Annotated in this window: 21 protein-coding genes; 8 read left to right on the top strand and 13 right to left on the bottom strand. The window is 73.9% G+C overall.

What is annotated here, in order from left to right:
• Positions 1 to 92: 92 nt before the first annotated feature.
• From GA0074704_RS13460 to GA0074704_RS13470, 3 genes are read left to right on the top strand one after another with little or no spacing between them, the layout of a single operon-like run.
• A complete protein-coding gene (locus GA0074704_RS13460; protein ID WP_088970825.1) occupies positions 93 to 1,934 on the top strand; it encodes a glycoside hydrolase family 15 protein in 1,842 nt (613 codons plus the stop codon).
• A complete protein-coding gene (locus GA0074704_RS13465; RefSeq protein ID WP_088970826.1) occupies positions 1,931 to 2,710 on the top strand; it encodes a glucose 1-dehydrogenase in 780 nt (259 codons plus the stop codon). The genes GA0074704_RS13460 and GA0074704_RS13465 overlap by 4 nt, the downstream gene beginning before the upstream one ends.
• A gap of 47 nt (positions 2,711 to 2,757) precedes the next feature.
• Positions 2,758 to 3,267, top strand: a complete 510-nt coding sequence (locus GA0074704_RS13470; protein WP_088970827.1) for a metallophosphoesterase family protein — start codon at positions 2,758 to 2,760, stop codon at positions 3,265 to 3,267.
• On the opposite strand, the gene GA0074704_RS13475 is transcribed toward GA0074704_RS13470, so the two are convergent.
• Positions 3,261 to 3,479, bottom strand: coding sequence for a DUF3072 domain-containing protein (locus GA0074704_RS13475; RefSeq protein WP_197697627.1), 219 nt, complete (start codon positions 3,477 to 3,479; stop codon positions 3,261 to 3,263). The two genes, GA0074704_RS13470 and GA0074704_RS13475, sit on opposite strands and share 7 nt — an antisense overlap.
• 80 nt (positions 3,480 to 3,559) lie before the next feature.
• Between GA0074704_RS13475 and GA0074704_RS13480 the strand changes: the two genes are divergently transcribed.
• On the top strand, positions 3,560 to 4,516 hold the full coding sequence (locus GA0074704_RS13480; RefSeq protein ID WP_088970829.1) for an NAD(P)/FAD-dependent oxidoreductase: 957 nt from the start codon (positions 3,560 to 3,562) through the stop codon (positions 4,514 to 4,516).
• A gap of 90 nt (positions 4,517 to 4,606) precedes the next feature.
• Here GA0074704_RS13480 and GA0074704_RS13485 read toward each other — a convergent pair whose 3' ends face one another.
• The 3 genes from GA0074704_RS13485 to GA0074704_RS13495 all read right to left on the bottom strand — a co-directional run bounded on the left by GA0074704_RS13485 (position 4,607) and on the right by GA0074704_RS13495 (position 8,859).
• The gene (locus GA0074704_RS13485; protein ID WP_088970830.1) at positions 4,607 to 5,920 is read right to left on the bottom strand and encodes a cation:proton antiporter; all 1,314 of its coding nucleotides are present in this window, start codon (positions 5,918 to 5,920) and stop codon (positions 4,607 to 4,609) included.
• 94 nt (positions 5,921 to 6,014) lie between these two features.
• On the bottom strand, positions 6,015 to 6,692 hold the full coding sequence (locus tag GA0074704_RS13490; RefSeq protein ID WP_088970831.1) for an HAD family hydrolase: 678 nt from the start codon (positions 6,690 to 6,692) through the stop codon (positions 6,015 to 6,017).
• A 10-nt stretch (positions 6,693 to 6,702) separates the two neighbouring features.
• A complete protein-coding gene (locus GA0074704_RS13495) occupies positions 6,703 to 8,859 on the bottom strand; it encodes an ATP-binding SpoIIE family protein phosphatase (RefSeq protein WP_088970832.1) in 2,157 nt (718 codons plus the stop codon).
• A gap of 189 nt (positions 8,860 to 9,048) precedes the next feature.
• On the opposite strand from GA0074704_RS13495, the gene GA0074704_RS13500 reads away from it, so the two are divergent.
• A complete protein-coding gene (locus GA0074704_RS13500) occupies positions 9,049 to 9,900 on the top strand; it encodes a mechanosensitive ion channel family protein (protein WP_088970833.1) in 852 nt (283 codons plus the stop codon).
• Positions 9,901 to 9,958: 58 nt separating this feature from the next.
• Here the strand turns inward: GA0074704_RS13500 and GA0074704_RS13505 are convergent, their stop codons facing one another.
• Positions 9,959 to 10,321, bottom strand: coding sequence for a DUF6401 family natural product biosynthesis protein (locus GA0074704_RS13505; protein WP_088970834.1), 363 nt, complete (start codon positions 10,319 to 10,321; stop codon positions 9,959 to 9,961).
• A 145-nt stretch (positions 10,322 to 10,466) separates the two neighbouring features.
• On the opposite strand from GA0074704_RS13505, the gene GA0074704_RS13510 reads away from it, so the two are divergent.
• The gene (locus GA0074704_RS13510) at positions 10,467 to 10,916 is read left to right on the top strand and encodes a hypothetical protein (RefSeq protein WP_088970835.1); all 450 of its coding nucleotides are present in this window, start codon (positions 10,467 to 10,469) and stop codon (positions 10,914 to 10,916) included.
• Here GA0074704_RS13510 and GA0074704_RS13515 read toward each other — a convergent pair.
• From GA0074704_RS13515 to GA0074704_RS13535, 5 genes are all read right to left on the bottom strand, one after another.
• Entirely contained in the window at positions 10,913 to 11,122 is a 210-nt protein-coding gene (locus GA0074704_RS13515) for a hypothetical protein (protein ID WP_088970836.1), read from the bottom strand. The genes GA0074704_RS13510 and GA0074704_RS13515 overlap by 4 nt on opposite strands.
• A 196-nt stretch (positions 11,123 to 11,318) precedes the next feature.
• On the bottom strand, positions 11,319 to 11,579 hold the full coding sequence (locus GA0074704_RS13520; RefSeq protein WP_088970837.1) for a hypothetical protein: 261 nt from the start codon (positions 11,577 to 11,579) through the stop codon (positions 11,319 to 11,321).
• 119 nt (positions 11,580 to 11,698) lie between these two features.
• Positions 11,699 to 12,160 carry an SRPBCC family protein gene (locus GA0074704_RS13525; protein ID WP_088970838.1) on the bottom strand — a complete coding sequence of 154 codons (462 nt, stop codon included), beginning with the start codon at positions 12,158 to 12,160 and terminating at the stop codon, positions 11,699 to 11,701.
• Positions 12,161 to 12,212: 52 nt separating this feature from the next.
• A complete protein-coding gene (locus GA0074704_RS13530; protein WP_088970839.1) occupies positions 12,213 to 12,629 on the bottom strand; it encodes a DUF2795 domain-containing protein in 417 nt (138 codons plus the stop codon).
• Positions 12,630 to 12,693: 64 nt separating this feature from the next.
• Entirely contained in the window at positions 12,694 to 13,674 is a 981-nt protein-coding gene (locus tag GA0074704_RS13535) for a YihY/virulence factor BrkB family protein (RefSeq protein WP_088970840.1), read from the bottom strand.
• Positions 13,675 to 13,837: 163 nt separating this feature from the next.
• Here GA0074704_RS13535 and GA0074704_RS13540 point away from each other — a divergent pair, with 163 nt between their 5' ends.
• Complete coding sequence (locus tag GA0074704_RS13540) at positions 13,838 to 14,251, top strand: ChaB family protein (protein WP_088970841.1); 414 nt, start codon at positions 13,838 to 13,840, stop codon at positions 14,249 to 14,251.
• A gap of 61 nt (positions 14,252 to 14,312) precedes the next feature.
• Here the strand turns inward: GA0074704_RS13540 and GA0074704_RS13545 are convergent, their stop codons facing one another.
• Positions 14,313 to 15,746, bottom strand: a complete 1,434-nt coding sequence (locus tag GA0074704_RS13545; protein ID WP_088970842.1) for an aldehyde dehydrogenase family protein — start codon at positions 15,744 to 15,746, stop codon at positions 14,313 to 14,315.
• Positions 15,747 to 15,818: 72 nt separating this feature from the next.
• Here GA0074704_RS13545 and GA0074704_RS13550 point away from each other — a divergent pair, with 72 nt between their 5' ends.
• Positions 15,819 to 17,453: a phytoene desaturase family protein gene (locus GA0074704_RS13550; protein ID WP_088970843.1), complete on the top strand. Its 1,635-nt coding sequence runs from the start codon at positions 15,819 to 15,821 to the stop codon at positions 17,451 to 17,453.
• 48 nt (positions 17,454 to 17,501) lie between these two features.
• Here GA0074704_RS13550 and GA0074704_RS13555 read toward each other — a convergent pair whose 3' ends face one another.
• Together GA0074704_RS13555 and GA0074704_RS13560 are read right to left on the bottom strand one after the other, a co-directional pair.
• The gene (locus GA0074704_RS13555) at positions 17,502 to 18,269 is read right to left on the bottom strand and encodes a polyprenol monophosphomannose synthase (RefSeq protein WP_088970844.1); all 768 of its coding nucleotides are present in this window, start codon (positions 18,267 to 18,269) and stop codon (positions 17,502 to 17,504) included.
• 128 nt (positions 18,270 to 18,397) lie between these two features.
• On the bottom strand, positions 18,398 to 18,844 hold the full coding sequence (locus tag GA0074704_RS13560; protein ID WP_088970845.1) for an SRPBCC family protein: 447 nt from the start codon (positions 18,842 to 18,844) through the stop codon (positions 18,398 to 18,400).
• Between the last annotated feature and the right edge of the window lie 167 nt (positions 18,845 to 19,011).

Genomic DNA, 19,011 nt, shown 5'->3' on the forward strand with positions numbered 1-19,011 from the left:
TCCCGAGCCCGACGACGGGTAACGCGCCCCGCCCCGGTCGATCCCGGCGGCCGAGGGGGAATGCGGCAGGCAGGGCCGGGGTAACCCGCCCCGTGCAGAGCGGACGGATCAGCGAGCACGGCTTCCTGGCCGACGGCCGCAGCGCTGCCCTGGTCGATCGCGCCGGCGCGGTCAACTGGTGGTGCCCGGCCCGGTTCGACGGGCCCTCGGTCTTCGGCCGGCTGCTCGGCGACGACGCCGGGCACTGGTCGATCCGACCCGAGGGCGAGTTCACCAGCGAGCGGTCCTACCTGGACGACACGCTGGTGCTGCGTACCGTCTTCCACACCGCGCACGGCTCCGTCGCGGTCACCGACGCGCTCGCGCTCGAACCGGGGGCGCGGGGGCACGACATCGGGCGGCGCTCGCCCGGCGTACTGGCCCGGCTGGTGGAGGGGCTCTCCGGCGAGGTGCCGATGCGGCTGGACTACCGGCCGCGGTTCGAGTACGGCCGGGTGGACGCGTACCTCACCGAGGACGACGGCGTGGTCCGGGCCACCGCCGGGGCGGACCGGCTGGCCCTGCGCGGCGCCGTCCCGCTGACGTACGGGGTGGGGAAGGCCGGCGCCCGGTTCACCGCCCGGGCCGGCCGGTCGTACGGCTTCACGCTGGGCTACGCGCCCACCTACGGTGGCGGCGACCCGGTGCTGCCGGACGCCGACCGGGTGGTCGCCGAGGCGGTCACCGGCTGGCGGTCCTGGGCCGGCCTGCACGACTACCGGGGGCTCTACCGCGACCAGGTGCGGCGCAGCGCCATGGTGGTGCAGGGGATGACCTACGGCCCCAGCGGCGCGATCGTCGCCGCCGCCACCACCTCGCTGCCGGAGGAGATCGGCGGCGACCGCAACTACGACTACCGGTTCGTCTGGGTGCGCGACTTCAGCCTCACCCTCCGGGCACTGTGGCGCTCCGCCTGCCCGGACGAGGCGAACCGCCAGTTCTCCTGGGTGTCCCGGGCGATGGGCCGCATCGGCGACGAGCCGGTGCCCATCATGTACGGCGTCCAGGGCGAACGGGACCTCACCGAGCACACCCTCGACCACCTGCCCGGCTACCAGGACAGCCGACCGGTCTTCGTCGGCAACGACGCCTGGCGGCAGCGGCAGACCGACGTGCTCGGCGAGATCCTCGACGCCGCCTGGCTGATGCGGCACTACCTGGACCCGATGGCCCCGGAGGTCCGCCAGCTGCTGCGCGACCTCGCCGACCAGGCCACCACCGACTGGCGCCGCCCCGACGCCGGCATGTGGGAGGCGCGCGACGCGGAACGGCACTACGTCTCGTCCAAGGTGCAGTGCTGGACGGCGCTGGACCGGGCGGTGCGGTTCGGGCCGCGGATCGGCGACGCGGCCGACGTCGCCCGCTGGGCCGCCGCCCGCGACGAGGTACGCGAGGCGGTGCTCACCCGGGGCTGGAACGCGCGGGTCGGCGCGTACACCGGGGCCTTCGACTCCGACGACCTGGACGCCTCGGTCCTGCTGATGCCGTTGGTGGGTTTCCTGCCCGCGACCGACCCGCGGATGCGCGCGACCATGGACCTGATCGAGCGACGGCTCGGACACGACGGCCTGCTGCGCCGCTGGGACACCGACCCGGCCGGGTTCGTCATCTGCTCGTTCTGGCTGGCCGGCTGCCTCGCCGAGGCCGGCGAGGTGGACCGTGCCGCCGCACTCTTCGAGCAGCTCGCCGCCCGGGTCAACGACCTGGGACTCTTCGCCGAGCAGATCGACCCGGTCAGCGGGGAACAGCTCGGCAACTTCCCGCAGGCCTTCTCGCACATCGGACTGATCAACACCGCCGGCCGGATCACCGACGCGCTCGCGCGGTCGGCCGCGACGTCCACCGCACCCGCCGTGCCGACCGGCGCGGCGTCGAGGGAGGGAGCACGGCGATGACCGGACGACTGGACGGCAAGAAGGCCCTGATCACCGGATCGGACTCGGGTATCGGGCAGGCCACCGCGATCGAGTTCGGCCGGGAGGGTGCCGACGTGGTGGTGCACTACCTGCACGACCACGCCGGGGCCAACCACACGAAGGCCGAGATCGAACGGGCCGGGCGGCGGGCGGTCGTCGTGCAGGGCGACATCAGCGTCGAGCACCAGGTGGACGCCATGTTCGACGAGGCGCTGGCGGAGTTCGGGACGCTGGACATCCTGATGAACGACGCCGGGGTGGACGCGTCCGGCATCCCCGTGGCCGACCTGGACACCGAGACCTGGGACCGGTGCATCCGGACCAACCTCTACGGCATGTTCTTCTGCTCCCGCCGCTTCGTCCGGCACCGCAGGGACGCCGGCGGCGGTGGCCGGATCATCAACATCACCTCCATCCACCAGGAGGTGGCCCGGGCCGGCGGCGCCGACTACGACGCCAGCAAGGGCGGCATGCTGGAGCTGGCCAAGAGCCTCGCGCTGGAGGTGGCGCCGATGCGGATGAACGTCAACAACATCGGCCCCGGCATGGTCCTCACCCCGTTCAACCAGGAGGCCATCGACAACCCGGACTACCTGCACGAGCAGGTGCAGAGCATCCCGTGGAAGCGGGCCGCCGAACCGGGGGAGATCGCCAAGCTCGCCGTCTTCCTGGCCAGCGACGACGCCGACTACGTGACCGGCTCGACGTACTTCATGGACGGCGGCCTGATGCAGAACCAGGGCCAGGGAGCCTGAGCGGGCCGCGCCGGGCGGCCGGTGGCGCCGCCCGGCACGATGGGGACATGCGCCTCGTCGTCACCGCCGACACCCACGTTCCGAAGCGGGCCCGGGACCTGCCCGAACCGCTCTGGACGGCGATCGACGCCGCCGACGTGGTCGTGCACGCCGGGGACTGGGTGGACGAGGCGCTGCTGGACGCGGTGCAGGCCCGGGCCCGCCGGCTGGTCGGGGTGTACGGCAACAACGACGGCCCGCCGTTGCGTGCCCGGCTGCCCGAGGTGGCCCGGGTCGAGCTGGCCGGGCTCCGCGTCGCCGTCGTGCACGAGACCGGCCCGAAGCAGCGCCGCGAGGAACGCTGCGCCGCCCGGTTCCCCGACTGCGACCTGCTGGTCTTCGGGCACTCCCACATCCCGTGGGACAGCGTCGCGCCGGGTGGTCTGCGGCTGCTCAACCCGGGGTCGCCCACCGACCGGCGGGCCCAGCCGTACGCGACGTACCTGACCGCGCGGGTGGCGGCGGGGCGGCTCGACGAGGTCGAGCTGCACCGCCTGCCCCCGCGCGGCGGTCACTGACCGCGGCCGGTCTCCGCCTGGAGCTCGTCGATCCGCTTCGAGGCCTCGGCCTTGGTGAGGTCCTCCGGCACCTCGGCGCCGGCCTCCTGGGCCAGGGTGTGCAGGTACGACTCCTGGGCGGCGGTGGGCGGCTCCTCGCCGGTGACCCACTCGTCGGGGTCCTTGACGGCGGCCTGCGGGTTGGCGTTGCTGCGGTTGGCGTCGGTCATCATCAGTCCTCTCCTCGAACACCTGTGCCAGTACCCCGGTGGTGTCGGCTTCATTCCGCCCCGCCGCCGCATACGATCACCGGATGGACACGGGTGTGGTGGTGGTCGGCGCCGGGATCGCCGGGGTGGCGTGCGCGGTCGAGCTGACCCGGGCCGGGGTGCCGGTGGAGATCCGCGAACGGGGACGCGTCGCCGGCGGCCGGATGGCCAGCAAGCGCTTCGACGGGCGCCCCGCCGACCTGGGCGCCGCCTACTTCACCGTCGACGACCCGGACTTCGCCGCGGTCGCGCAGCAGTGGCGGGCCGCCGGGCTGGCCCGGGAGTGGACCGACACCTTCGTCGCGTACGACCGTGACGGCCGGCGGGAACGGCGCGGGCCGGTGCGCTGGGCCGCCCCCGGTGGCCTGCGTTCCCTGGTCGAGCACCTGGCCCGGGACCTGCCGCTGACCGTCGACCGGCTGGTGCTCGGGGTCGAGCCGGGCCCGGTCGTCGACGGTCGGCCGTGCGCCGCGGTGGCGCTGGCGGTGCCCGGCCCGCAGGCCGCCCTGCTGCTCGACCCGGCGCTGGTCGAGGCGACCCGGGTGGTGCAGGACCAGCGCTGGACGGCCGCGCTCGCCGCCGTGCTGCGCTTCCCCGGCCGCCGCTGGGCCGACTTCCGGGGTGCGTTCGTCAACGACCACCCGGTGCTCGCCGTGGTCTGCGACGACGGCGACCGGCGCGGCGACGGCGCCCCGGTGCTGGTCGCGCACACCACCCCGGAGTTCGCCGCCGGGCACCTGGCCCAGCCGACGGGTGCCGGGCCGGCGATCGAGGAGGCCGTCCGGGACCTGCTCGGGCTCCCCGAGCCGGCCGAGTTGGTGCACGTGCACCGCTGGACGTACGCCAAGCCGGCGTCGACCGCGGAGGGGACGTACCACCTGGACGCCGACGGCATCGGGCTGGCCGGGGACGCCTTCGGCGGCAAACCCCGGGTGCAGACCGCCTGGCGCTCCGGCCGCGACCTCGGCCGAGCCCTGACCACCCACCTGACCACCCCCTAACCCCCGCCGCTCGTCGATCAGGGAGTTCTGGTCGTCCGGAAGCGCTCTCCGTGACGAAAACTCCTTGATCGACGAGCCGGACGGGAGGGGTCAGCCGTTCGCGGCGGCCGGGGTCGGTTCACCGGCTGGGGTCGGTTCCTTGGCGGCCTGGCGTTCGGAGGTGTCCTGGGTGCGTTCGCCCTCGCGGTCCAGCAGTTGCATGACCGGGGTGGCGGCCATGCCGTGCACCACCACCGACACCAGCACCACCAGACCGGCCATCGCCCAGACGAGCTGCGCCTGCGGGAACTCCGTCTTCGTCGTGGCGTACGCCAGGTAGTAGAACGAGCCGACGCCCCGGATGCCGAACGCGGAGATCACCCAGTGCTCCGCCGGCCGACCGGGCGCCCCGCGCAGCGACAGCCAGCCCGCCAGCGGGCGGATCACGAAGATCAGGGCCAGCCCCACCGCGGCGGCCTGCCAGGTCAGCGGCTTGAGCAGGCCGCCGACGATCGCGCCGCCGAAGAGCAGCAGCAGCATGACGGTGAGCAGCCGCTCCACCTGCTCGGCGAAGTCGTGCAGCACCGAGTGGAACTCGTGGGTCCGCTCCGCCGCCCGGATCGCCCGCGCGGCCACGAAGACGGCGAGGAAGCCGTACCCGCCGGCCACCTCGACCAGCCCGTACGCCAGGAAGGTGGCGGCCAGGGCCAGGAACCCCTCGGCGTGCTTGGCCAGCCGGATCTCGCTCGGGGCCCGGAAGAAGAGCTTGCCGAGCAGCCAGCCGATGAGCAGGCCGCCGCCCACCCCGACGGCGAGCTTGTAGAGCACGTCGACGGCGAACCACTCGGCGAACCAGTCGGCCGGGGCGAGGCTGGTGGAGGCGATGGCGATCGCCGCGTACACGAAGGGGAAGGCCAGCCCGTCGTTGAGCCCGGCCTCGGAGGTGAGGGCGAAGCGCACCTCGTCCTCGGAGTCCTCCGCGTCGGTCGGCTCACCGACCTGCACGTCGGAGGCGAGCACCGGGTCGGTGGGGGCCAGCGCGGCGCCCAGCAGCAGCGCGGTGGCCGGCACCAGGCCCGCCCACCACCAGCCGAGCAGCGCCACCGCCGCGATGCACAGCGGCATGGCGATGGCCAGCAGCCGCCAGGTCGACGACCAGCGGCGCCAGCTCAGTGGCCGGTCGATCTTCAGTCCGGCGCCCATCAGGGCGACGATCACCCCGACCTCGGTCAGGTGGGTGGTGAACGTGTCGAACCGGAGCGGGTCGGGCACGGGCAGCCCGACCGGGAGCAGGAACACCAGCATGCCCAGCCCGAGGAAGGCGATCGGCATGGAGAGGGGCCGGCGTTCCAGCACCCGGGGCAGGATCCCCGCGAGCAGGGCGCCGATCCCCACCACTGCGAACGCCACGTCTACCGGCTCCACGACACCACCCTTCGGCCTCGCCCGTGCCTCGGGGAGGTGGTGACACACCTTGCCCTGCGGACGACCCCGCCAATCGTGGCTGTCCGGGTGATCGTCACCGCAGTGCGGCGATCGGGCTTTCCGCCAGGCCGGCCAGCAGCGCCGCCGGGTCGTCGTAGACGGCCACCGCGCCCGCGCCGGCCAGCTCGCCGCGGCTGGTGCCGCCGCAGGCCAGCCCGATGCACGGGATGTCCAGCTTGCCGGCCGCCGCCACGTCCCAGACCGAGTCGCCGACGAACACCACCTCGGCGGCGTCCAGTCCGGCCTGCTCGAGCGCGGCGATCAGGATGTCCGGCGCCGGCTTGCTCTGCTGCGCGTCCGCCGAGCTGGTCACCGTGTCGATCACGTCGTCGGCGTCGAGCACCTTGCGCAGCGCGGCCAGCTCGTGCTCGGCGGCGGAGGTGGCCAGCACCACCCGCAGGCCCCGCGCCGCGCAGGCCCGCAACAGCTCCGCCGCGCCGGGCAGCGGGGCCAGCCGTTCGAACCAGCCCGCGAAGAGACTGTCGTGGGCGTCGCGGAGCTTGTCGTCCTGGTCCCGGTCGCGTTCCGCGCCGAGCAGGTGGTCGAGGAGCTTGTCCGAGCCCATCCCGATGGACCGGTGGATGACCGCCATGGGCACCCGGTGGTCGGCCTGGCGCAGCGCCTCCCACCAGGCGACGGTGTGCAGGTAGGTCGTGTCGACGAGGGTCCCGTCGACGTCGAGGAGGACTCCGCTGCGCTTCAGATCGGGCATGGCGCTCCTCCTACCCGTCGGAACCGTCCGCGACGCCTGGCCGGTCGGCCGGGATGAGGATCTCGAACCAGACGGTCGAACCGCGCACCGTGGGGTCGGTGCCCCAGGCGTCGCTCAGCTCCTCGATCAGCCCGAGGCCCCGGCCCCGGCTGCTCAGCGTGTCGGTCTGGGCGCGGGTCACCGTGCCCCGGGTGCCCGAGTCGGCGACCGAGACCAGCAGCCGTTCCGGGCTCAGGTCGACCGCCACCCGGGCGGCCGTGCCGGCGTGCAGCAGCGCGTTGGTGGTCAGCTCGCTGGTGCACAGCACGGCCGCGCCGATCACCTGCTCGGGCACCTGCCAGTCGGTGAGCTGGCCGGTCATCCAGTGCCGGACCCGGCTCGGCGCGGTCGGCTCGGCCGGCACCTCCATGCTCGCCGACCGGCTCGGCCGGAGCGCGTGCTCCACGGCCAGCACCGCGACGTCGTCCTCGGTGGCGCCCGGCACCGCCGCGCTGGCCACCGCGCACAGCGCCCGGGGGTCGCCGCTGCCCGCCCCGGCCACCGCCGCCGCCAGCCCGTCCAGCCCCGCCGACAGGTCCTGCCAGCGTCGCTCGACCACCCCGTCGCTGAACATCAGCAGCGTGTCGCCGGCGGTGAACGGCACGGTGGCCGTACCCGGGCGGCAGCCCAGCCCGAGTGGCGGGCCGGCGGGCAGGTCGACGTAGCGGGCGGTGCCCGTACCGTCCGGGGCGCAGCGCCGGATCAGCGGCGCCGGGTGCCCGGCGCTGGCCAGGGTGACCTGCTGCGACTCCAGGTCGATCACCCCGAAGACCACCGTGACGAACAGCTCGTAGGTGTCGGCCTCGGTGCCGAGGCTGGCGACCAGCCGGTCCAGGCCGCCGAGCACCGCGTCCGGTCGGGGGTCGCTCAGCGCCAGCGCACGCAGCGCGGCGCGGACCTGCCCCATCCGGGCGGCGGCCTGCACGTCGTGGCCCGCCACGTCGCCGAGCACCACACCCAGCCCGCCGGTGGGCAGGGTGAACGCGTCGTAGAAGTCGCCGCCGGCGGCGTTGCCGTCCACGCCCGGCTCGTAGCGGGCGGCGATCCGCAGCCGGGGCATCGCCGGCAGGTGCTCCGGCAGCATGCTGCGTTGCAGCAGCTGGGCGGTGCCGTGCTGGGTCTCGAACCGGCGGGCCCGCTCGGCGGCCTGGCCGACCAGCTCCACCGCCGCGGCGAGCAGGGCCCGTTCCGCGCCGGTCCAGGTGTGCGCCTCCTGGTAGCCCACCGACAGCGCGCCGCGGATCACCGACGAGCGCAGCGGCAGCACCGCCAGCGCCCGGATCTTCTGGTCGTGGCGGTCCACCGCGCTGTCCCGCAGCGGCTGGCCGTCGGCGACCAGGAACGGCACCCCGCTGCGGGCGGTGGCGATCACCGGAGCGGCGGAGTCCTGGGCGGCCCGCCGCCACAACGGCGGCAGCCGCTCGTCGGCCTCGTCCAGCAGCTCGCCCCGGACCCGCCGCACCGTACGCCAGTTGCTGCCCTCGTCGATCGCGAAGGACACCCGGTCGGCGTCGAACGACCCCAGCGCGTAGCGCAGCGTCACCCGCGCCACGTCGTCCAGGGTGAGCGTGCCGGCCAGTGCTGCGGCGAAGTCGCTGAGGCTCTGCAGCTGCTGGGTGACCTGGCTGGTCTGCACCAGCACGCTCAGCACCCCGACGATGCGGCCCGCGCTGTCCTGCACCGCCGAGTGCGCCCGGGTGAAGGCGGCCCGGCCGGCGGTGCCGAGGCTGCGGTGGATCGGCAGCGTCGAGTCGCGCTCCAGGAACGGCTCGCCGCGCCGGTAGGTGCGCTCGATCACCTCGGCGGCGCCGGGGGCGTGCCACACGTCGGCGAAGACCTCGGCTGCGGGCCGACCGATCGCGGCGGGGTGCCGCGGGCCGAGCACCTCGGCGTACCCCTCGTTGTAGAGCAGCACGAAGTCGTCGCCGTAGAGCAGGCACATCGGCACCGGCGAGGCGAGGACGACGTCGATGACCGCGCGTACGGCCGGGTCCCACCGCTCGCGCGGACCCAGCGGGGTGTCGCCCCACGGGTGGGCGAGCACCGCGGCCGCCGCGTCGGTGGGCCCGGGAGCCTCCGTGGGAGCGGGAGCGGATGGGGTGGGAACTCGCCCGACCGTGCCTGGCATGGACGCAGCCTATCCGGAGCCCCGACCGGGCGACCCGATCATGCCGGCCGAGCCGGCGCGGCGGAGAGTTCCGGCAGGTCACGGCCGGTATGCCGGCCGATGTCGGGAAATTCCGCCAGGCGGCTGCGGCGTGCTGCCCGGTCGAGGGGGTATGCGGGCGGCGCTAGTCCATGCGACAGGAGGGACATCATGCCGAAAACCCTCGCGGTCGGGCAGGCCGACATCGGTTCCGCCCTGACCGACTTCTGGAGGTCGGTGCTGCTCTTCATCCCGAGGGCCATCGCGTTCATCGTGATCCTCGTGGTGGGCTGGCTCATCGCCCGAGCCGTGCTGAAGATCGTGGACGCGGCACTGGAACGGGTCGGGTTCGACCGGGCGGTCGAACGCGGCGGCATCAAACGTGCGCTGGAACGGACCAAGTACGACGCCAGTGACATCCTGGCCAAGCTGGCCTACTACGCCGTGCTGCTGTTCACCCTGCAGTTCGCCTTCGGGGTGTGGGGACCCAACGCGATCAGCGACCTGATCCGCGGCGTGATCTCCTGGCTGCCCAGGGCGTTCGTGGCGATCATCATCGTGGTCGTGGCCGCCGCCATCGCCAACGCGGTGCGCGACCTGATCACCGGGGCGCTGGGCGGGCTGTCGTACGGAAAGGTGCTGGCCGACCTGACCGCCGTGTTCATCCTGGCGCTCGGCATCATCGCCGCGCTGAACCAGGTGGGCATCGCCACCACGGTCACCACGCCGGTGCTGATCGCGGTCCTGGCCACGGTGGCCGGCATCCTGGTCGTCGGCGTCGGCGGTGGTCTGGTGAAGCCGATGCAGAACCGCTGGGACGGCTGGCTCAACCGGATGGCCGAGGAGTCCCGGGCGATCCAGGCGCAGCGGCAGGGGCAGAACGCCGGGCGCAGCGACTACGAGCGGCAGATGGCCGACCGTGGTGGTCAGCGTACCCAGGTGATGCCGGAGTCCTCGATGACCGGGTCGCGCGGCGGCCGGCCGGGGGACGAGACCCAGCAGTTCGGCCGGCCGAACGGCTGAGCCGGCGACGGTGCGACGAGGGTGTCCGCGGGGCGATCGCGGGCACCCTTCGCCGTGCTCAGGCCAGGTGTCGGGGATCCAGCGAGCGGGTCAGCGCGCAGACCGCCAGCAGGCGGGTGAGCGTCCAGTCGGGCTCCGCCCACCAGTCGGCGTCGGCGGGCGGCCACCAGCCGTGCTGGCGGGCAGCGGAGCGTACTCCCTCGGCGTAGCCGGCGAGGGCGGCCGGGGTGAGCGGCCGGCGGTCGCCGTCGAGGCTGTCGCGGACGGCGGCGGCGTGCTGGTCGACGCTCGCCAGCAGGCCCGGCCGGGCGGCCGCCGCGGCCATGCCGGCGGTCCCGACCGACGCCGTCAGCAGGGCGAGGGTGGACCGGGCGGAGGCCACCGCGGTTCCGGTGGTTACCTGGGGGTACGGCACTCGCATGAGCTACGAGGCTAGCCATCCGGTGCCTCGGGCAACCTCGGCCGCTCGGGTCGACCGGACTCGGTCGCCGGGATTGACCCGGATTCCGCTGGGCAGAAGGAGAAGCGGGCCCCGATCGGGGCGGACCGGGGATGCGGAGGCACGGATGGGACAACGGGTGGACGGGCCGGACGAGGCCCACCGGCGGCCGGCCGGGGTGAGCGACGAGACGGTCGCGGCGCTCGGCAAGCTCAGTGAGGCGCTGGAGACGGTGGAGCGGGTACGCGGCCACCTCTATTCGCTGCACCAGCTGGTGGGGCACGCCGACCTGATGCTCGACGAGGCGGTGGAGAAGTTCCGCGCCGCCGGGCACCCGGAGATCGCCGACCGGATCGCCACGGAGCTGCTCGGCCGCAACGTCATCGCGGGCCGGTGGACGTTCCAGATCGTCGAGGACTTCGACGACGGCTACTACGCGCTCTTCCGCCAGGTCGACCGGGACGCCCGCGACGAACTGGTCGACGGTATGCGGCACCTGTACGAGGCGGAGATGAAGGAGGAGCGGCGTACCCGGGGGCTGCCCGGGCACGAGGCGCGGCCCGGCCGCCGGGGCTAGTCGGCGCCGGCGCCTTCCGGCTGGCGACGCTTGGTGTCGTCGGCGAGAATCACGGTGGCCACCATCAGCGCGACGCAGAGGCTGAACAGCCACGAGTCGTCGGAGACCAACCAGGCGGCGACGGGGGCCTGGAGCGCGGCGAGCAGGAAGCCGAGCCAGGCCAGCCGACGCTGACGTGGGGTGAGGATGCCGGAGCCCTGTTGCATTCCGAAAGTCTTACGCGACGGCCCCGGCCCGCCCGAGCCCTCGGCGTCGATTCTGGATGACCTGTCCGCTTTTCCGGACGACCGGGCCGCATATTTTGTCGGTTCGGGGGTGGTCGGTGGCGGCGCCGGTTGTTCTCGTCGGGCACGACGAAGGCGCCCGGCCGTACGCCCGGGCGCCTGACCTCGCCGCAGCGCCTCACATGGTGTCCGGACCGGTCCGTCCCGTGGTCGACGGCCGGTACGCGCGCTCGGCGTCGGTCATCTCCCGCCGTTCGGCCTGCGGGCCGGCGCCGCGGTCGACCGCCTCCGGCCCGTGACCGAAGGCCGCCTCCTCACCCGCGTCGTTGCCGGTGACGTCGTCGGCCTGCCCGTCGATGGTCGACCGGGCGATGGCCCGGTCCAGCTCCTCCAGCGGGGTCTTCTGCTCGTCCCGCCACACCCTGTCGTTGTCCGTCATCCCTCTGCGGTACCCGGGCGGGATGATCGCAAACGGCCGCCTGGACGGGCGGGCCCGGAACGCGCCGACGGCCGCCGGAGATCCGGCGGCCGTCGGCGAAGACGGAACGGGGGAGGGGATCAGGGGGTCGGCCGGTCCACCGAACCGCGCCACGCGCCGGTCTCCTGACCGCGCCGCTCGATGAACGTCTTGAACCGCTCCAGGTCACCCTTGGCCCGGCGGTCGACCACGCCCAGCTTGTCGCCGGCCTGCTCGACCACGCCGTGCGGCTCGAAGTCCATCTGGAGGGTGACCCGGGTGTGCCCCTCGTCGAGGCGGTGGAAGGTCACCACGCCGGCCTGCTGGGTGCCGCCGGTGGACTTCCAGGCCACCCGCTCGTCGGGGAGCTGCTCGGTGATCTCGGCGTCGAACTCGCGCTTGACCCCGGCGATCTCCACCGTCCAGTGGGTCATCGTCTCGGAGAGCTGCCGGACCTCCTGCACGCCCTCCATGAAGTGGGGGAACTCCTCGAACTGGGTCCACTGGTCGTACACGGTCCGGATCGGGACCGCGACGTCCACGTGCTCGACAACGCCGCTCATGCAGGTTCCTCCTTCGTCCGCCGGTGCTCGGCCGGATCGTGGGCCGATCCGGTCACCAGCGGGTCGTCTCGTTCTTGTGCCCGAGCGCGGCCCACACCTCGGAGATCGTCTGGTAACGGGTGCCCTCGGGGAGCCGCTCCAGGGCGGCCACGATGTCGGCCGGCGCCTGGTTCTCCAGGGCGTTGGCCACCAGCGCCGCACGGTCACCGGGCAGGGCGGTCATGGTGATGAACCGGCCCAGCCGACTGCGCGCCTCCACGTCCTCGGAACTCATCCCCTGCGGGGAGCCGGTACGCAGGTCGCCGGCCGGGGCGGTGGTGGCGCCCGGCTGGTCCTCACCGGCCGGCTCCGCCTCGCGGAACTCCTCCACGCGCGAACCACCGGTTCCCGGTCCCTGCACGAGCCCGGCCACGTCCTGGCTCATGTTGTCGTCGACCCGGGGCGAGTGCTTGCTGCTGCCTCGTTCCATGTCGTGAGCGGTACCCGGGCAACGGGCCGGCAAACCGGAGCGCCGCGAGACTGGCACCACATCGTCACGAATCAGCCGGTTCCCGGGGCGGCAGGATCGGCTCACCGGGATCCTTCGCCCCGCTCTGCAACACCCGCCCCCGCTGCAACTCCGCGTTGATCTGCACCCCGAGCATCAGGGCGCAGTTGGACAGGTAGAGCCAGACCAGGAACGCGATGACCGCGCCCAGGCTGCCGTAGGTGACGTCGTACGAGCCGAAGTTCGCGACGTACAGGCCAAAACCGAAGGAGGCCAGCAGCCAGGCCAGCAGCGCCACCGCGCCGCCCGGGGTGAGCCAGCGGAACCGGGGCTGGCGCACGTTCGGCGCGATCCAGAACAGCAGGGACAGCAGCACCATCACCACCATGGCCAGCGCCGGCCACTTCGCGACGCTCCACAGGGTACGGCTCAACCCGCCCGCCCCCACCAGGTCGCCGACCGCGTCGGCCACCGGGCCGCTGACGATCAGGCCGGTCGCCACCACGGCCAGCAGCAGCAGCGACAGCGCGGCCAGCCCGATCTGGATCGGGCGCAGCTTGTAGACCGGCCGGCCCTCCTGCACCCCGTAGATGGCGTTCGAGGCCCGGGTGAACGCCCCGATGAACCCCGACGCCGACCAGAGCGCGCCGAGCAGACCGAAGCTCAGCAGCACCTTCGCCCCGCTCTGCTGGTCGACCACCCCACGGACCACGCTCACGAAGCCCTCGTTGCCCACCACCGAACCGGCGCCGACGTCCCGGGCCAGGTCCAGCACCGTGTCCACGGTCCGCTCGCCCTCGGAGACCAGCCCGACCAGGGCGACCACCACGATGGTGGAGGGGAACAGCGCCAGCACCCCGTAGTAGGTCAACGCGGCAGCCCAGTCGGCGCAGTTGTCCTTGAGGAAGTTGCGCCCGCTGCGCACCAGCACCCCGCGCCAGGTGCGCCAGCTCAACTGGCGTACCCGGCGGGGGATCCGCCGCTGTGCGCCCTGCGGCGCCGCGGCCGGCTCCGTCGTCGCTGCCATGCCCGCTCCCGTCGCCCCGGCCGCCGGACCGCTCGTTCATCGCCGGCGCGCACCGGTCGAGGCGGTACCCGGGCCGGAAAATCGACAAACCCGACCCCGCGTTTGCCGGTGCCGCCGGGGGGAACGGTCCAGGCAGACGCAATCGACGCGCAAGGAGGACGAGATGCCCGGGCGCGAGGTACTGCCCAGCACGCTGCGGCGCTCCCCCCAGAAGGCCCAGCGCACCTGGGAGAAGACGCACGACTCGGCCGTCGAGACGTACGGCGAGGGGGAGCGGGCGCACCGCACGGCGTTCGCCGCGGTGAAGCACGAGTTCGAGAAGGTCGGCGACCACTGGGAGCCCAAGGGCCGCAAGGGCCCGAGCGACCGGCAGGCGGCCGGCGGCGGCCCCGCCCGGCGCGCCCCCACGGCCGGCGGCGTGGACGCCAACGCCACCAAGGACCACCTCATGGAGGTGGCGAAGAAGCTGGACGTCCCGGGCCGGTCCCGGATGACGAAGCCGGAACTGGTCAAGGCGATCGAGAAGGCGAACACCCGGCAGACCGCCAAGGCCCGGGAGAAGAGCAAGGGTCGCTGACCCGACCGGGTACGCGAGGGAGTGGCCGTCGGATCCGACGGCCACTCCCTTTCGTCTCAGCTCACCAGTGCCCGCCGCCGGGGGCCTGGAGGTGCACCGTCTTGACGGTGCTGAACTCGTCCAGCAGTTCCGGCCCGTACCCGAAGCCCTGCCCGCTGCCGCGGCGTGGCTGCGCGGCGCCACCCGGCGCGCCCCCGAAGACCGCGTTGACCTTGACCGTGCCCACCGGCAGCTCCCGCCAGGCCCGCTGGGCGTGGCTCATCGACGGCGTCAGCACCGTGGCGGCCAGCCCGTACGGCGAGTCGGCGGCGCAGCGCAGCGCCTCGCTGAACGAGTCGACCACGACCACCGCGGCGACCGGCCCGAACGTCTCCTCGCGGACCAGGGTCATCTCGTGCCGGCAGTCGGTCACGACCGTCGCCGGATAGAACGCCCCCGGCCCCTCCGGCAGCACCCCGCCGGCCCGCAGCGTCGCCCCCTCGGCCACGGCGGCGGTCACCTGCCCGTGCACGTGGTCCCGGTGCCGCCGGTCCACCAGCGGGCCCAGCTCCGTGGACGGCTCGCGGCCCGGACCGACGGCCAGCGCGCCGGCCCGCTCGACCAGCGCGTCGACGAAGTCCTCCGCCACGTCCCGGTGCGCGTAGATCCGCTCCACCGCCACGCAGATCTGCCCCGCGTTGGCGAACGAACCCATCGCCGCCTGCTCGGCCGCCCAGACCGGATCCACCCCGGCGTCCACGATCAGCGGGTCACTGCCGCCGTTCTCCAGCAGCGCCTTCGCCCCGGTACGGGCGCACGCCGCGGCGATCGCCCGGCCGGTGGCCGTGGACCCGACGTGGGCCACCACGTCCACCTCCTGCCCGGCCAGCGCCGCGCCCACCTCGCCGCCGCCCGTCAGCAGCGACAGCACCCCGGCCGGCAGCACGCCGTCCAGTGCCTTCGCCAGCAGCCAACCGGTCGCCGGGGTCCGCTCGCTCGGCTTGTAGAGCACCACGTTGCCGGTGACCAGGGCGGCGCCGAGCAGCCCGCAGGAGACCGCCACCGGGTCGTTCCACGGGGTGATCGCGGCGACCACCCCACGCGGCTCCGGCGCCATGAAGTCGATCGCGTCGGCGCTGCCGTGCAACGTCCGGCCGCCGCGCAGCGGCGCCAGCTCGGCGTACTGGCGCAGCGTGCCGATGCCCGCCTCGACGCCGCCCCGGGCGTCGCCCAGTGGCTTGCCCATCTCGGCGGTGACCGCCTCGGCCAGCTCGTCGGTCATCGCCGCCACCGCGTCCGCGGCGCGGTGCAGCGCCGCCGCGCGTTCCGCCGCCGGCGTCACCGCCCACTCCGCGGCGACGCCGCGCGCCGCCTCCACCGCCTTGGCCACCTCGTCCGGCGTGGCCACTCCGACGGTGCTGACCGGGGAGCCGTCGGCCGGGTCGTGCACGACCAGTTCGCCCCCTTCGCCGCCCGCGCCCCACACTCCACCGATGAGCTGCTCAACCCTGTACATGCGGCAGTGGATGCCCCCGCTCCGGCGAGGCAAACGCGTTTCGCCCGGTAACCGGCCGGGTAGGCGGATCGGATGACGTCGCCCGCCATCCCGACCGGTTCCGCCCTCCCGACCGGTGCGGAGAGCGTCGATGCCATCGTCGTCGGCGCCGGCCACAACGGCCTGGTCGCGGCGAACCTGCTGGCCGACGCCGGCTGGGAGGTGCTGGTGCTGGAGGCCACCGAGGCCCCGGGCGGCGCCGTCCGGTCGGCCCAGGTCACCGCCCCCGGTTACCTCAGCGACCTCTACAGCTCCTTCTATCCGCTCGGCTACGCCTCCCCGGTGCTGGCCGGGCTGGACCTGGACCGGTACGGCCTGCACTGGACCAACTCCCCGGACGTGCTGGCGCACCTGCTGCCCGACGGACGGGCCGCGGTGATCAACCGGGACCTGGACACCACCGCCGCCTCGCTGGAGAAGTTCGCCCCGGGCGACGGCGACCGCTGGCGGCACGCGTACGCCGACTGGCGCGAGGTCTCCGGGCCGATGCTGGACACCATCACCAGGCCCTTCCCGCCGGTGCGCGGCGGGGTGGAGCTGCTGCGCCGGCTGCGGGTCGGCGGCGCGCTGCGGCTGGCCCGCCGGCTGGTCGTCCCGGTCCGCAAGCTCGGCGACGAGCTCTTCGAGGGCGAGGGCGGCCCCGCGCTGCTGGCCGGCTGCGCGCTGCACACCGACCTGTCCCCCGAGGAGGCCGGCTCCGGCGTGTACGGCTGGCTGCTGGCCATGCTCGGCCAGGAGGTCGGCTGGCCGGTGCCGGTCGGCGGCGCCCAGAAGATCACCGACGCGCTGGTGGCCCGGCTGACCGAGCGGGGCGGGCGGATCCTCTACGGCGCCCGGGTCGACCGGGTGCTCACCGCCCGGGGCCGCGCCATGGGGGTACGGACGGCCGGCGGCAGCCGCTGGCGGGCCCGCCGCGCGGTGCTGGCCGACGTGCCGGCCCCCGCGCTCTTCCTCGACCTGGTCGGCGCGGACGCCCTGCCGCCCCGGCTGGTGGAGGACCTGGCCCACTTCAAGTGGGACGGCTCCACCCTCAAGGTCGACTGGGCGCTCTCCGCCCCGGTGCCGTGGACCAACCAGGAGGTGGCCACCGCCGGCACCGTGCACCTCGGCGCCGACCTCAACGGGCTGACCAGCTATTCCGGCGCGCTGGCCCGGGGCGAGGTGCCCCGCGACCCGTTCCTGCTGGTCGGGCAGATGTCGGTGGCCGACCCGAGCCACTCGCCGCCGGGCACCGAGTCGCTCTGGTCGTACACCCACCTGCCGTTCCGGCGGACGTGGCGGGCCGAGGACCTGGCCGGGCACATCGAGCGGATGGAGGAGGTGCTGGAGGCGGCGGCCCCCGGCTTCCGCTCGCTGATCGTCGGGCGGCACGTAGCCAGCCCGGCCGACCTGGAGAACGGCGACCCGAGCCTGGTGGGCGGCGCGCTGGGTGGGGGCACCGCGGCCGCGTACCAGCAGCTCTTCCTGCGGCCGGTCCCCGGCCTGGGCCGGGCGGACACCCCGGTGGACCGGCTCTACCTGGCCAGCTCCTCCGCGCATCCCGGCGGCGGGGTGCACGGGGCCCCCGGGGCCAACGCCGCCCGGGCGGCGTTGGCCCGCGACCGGGCGCTCACCGGCGGCCTGTACAAGGGCGTGATCGGCGCGGCGAACCGGGCCGTCTACCGCTGACCGGCGGGTTCGCGCCGGTCAGCGGGTCGGCGAGACGGTGCCGGCCGTTCAGCCGGGCAGGTTGCGGTGCCGGCTGCGCAGCTTGAACGGCATCAGGGCGCTCTCCACCTTGGTGGCGGTGGTCATCTTCGACAGGCCGTCGCGCCGCTCCTCGAAGCGGATCGGCACCTCGAGGATGGTGTGCCCGAGCTTGGTGGCCAGGTAGTGCATCTCCACCTGGAAGCTGTAGCCGTTGGACTGGACCCGGTCCAGGCCGATGTCGCGCAGCGCGTCGGCCCGCCAGATCTTGAACCCGGCCGTCAGGTCGCGGATCCGCACCCGCAGCAGGGTGTGCACGTAGAGGTTCGCCCAGCCGCTGAGCGCCCGGCGGTAGAGCGGCCAGTTCTCGTCCAGCTGCCCACCGGGCACGTAGCGGGAGCCGATCACGACCCCGGCCTGGGTGGAGAGCAGCGCGCCGAGCATGCCGGGCAGCGCCTCCGGCGGGTGGGACAGGTCGGCGTCCATCTGCGCGACGTAGTCGGCGCCGCCGTCGAGGGCGCGGCCGATGCCATCGACGTACGCCCGACCCAGGCCCTCCTTGCCGGGCCGGTGAACGACCTCGATCCGGTCCGGGTGCTCGATGGCCAGCTTGTCGGCCACCTCACCGGTGCCGTCGGGGGAGTTGTCGTCGGCGACGAGCACCTTCAGCCCGGGCAGCGGCAGGGCGAGGAGCCGCTCGACCAGCACCGGGAGGTTGCCCGCCTCGTTGTAGGTCGGAACGACGACGGTCAGGCGCGCGTCCCGCCACGGCGAGGGCAACTGCACGGGTTCGATCATGGCGATATCCTCGGTTTGCCGACAGGGTTCCCTGAGAGGGTAGCCACTGGCCCGGTGGCCCGCGGCCCAGGCTCCCCGTACGCACCGTATCCGCGGCTCGCCGCCCGCCCCACGGGCCGGGCGGCGGGTCACTCCTGCGGCTTCTGCCGCACCGCGATGTCGGAGAGCCGACGCAGCGTCTCCTTGTTCCGCTGGTGCAGCACCAGGTCGTTGAGCTTGTTGCGGAACCAGCGCAACGGCCCGGCGGCGAAGTCCTCGCCGAGCCGGACCCGGGTGGCGCCCGCGCCGACCGGCTCCAGCGCGAACGAGACGATCGCCTCACCCGCGGGCCAGAGCCCGGCGCGCAGCACCAGCCGGTGCGGCGCGTCGCAGAGCAGCACCGTCGAGGCGTCCTGGAGAGAGAGGGGCCACGGGCCGGCCCGGTGGTGCAGCTGGGTGCCGACGCGCGGCCAGTCCGGGTCCACGTCGCGGACGTGCGCCGTGCCCACCACCCAGTCGCTGTACGTCCACCCGTCGGAGAGCACCTTGAAGACCTGCTCCGGGGGAGCCTGGATCACTTTCTCCACAATCGCCACGCGGCACCTCATACCCCTCACGCCGGTACCGGTAACCGGGCGGCCGGGTTAGCTTCTCGGCGACGACGGGTAACGCCGCACCGACCCTCGGTGCAGCGGGACGGGTCGTGCCGGCCGGCGTACCCCGGCCGAAGATGATGTTTACTCCTCCGGGCCCCGGGAACCCG

This window comes from Micromonospora siamensis (assembly GCF_900090305.1).
In the GTDB taxonomy this organism is placed as follows: domain Bacteria; phylum Actinomycetota; class Actinomycetes; order Mycobacteriales; family Micromonosporaceae; genus Micromonospora; species Micromonospora siamensis.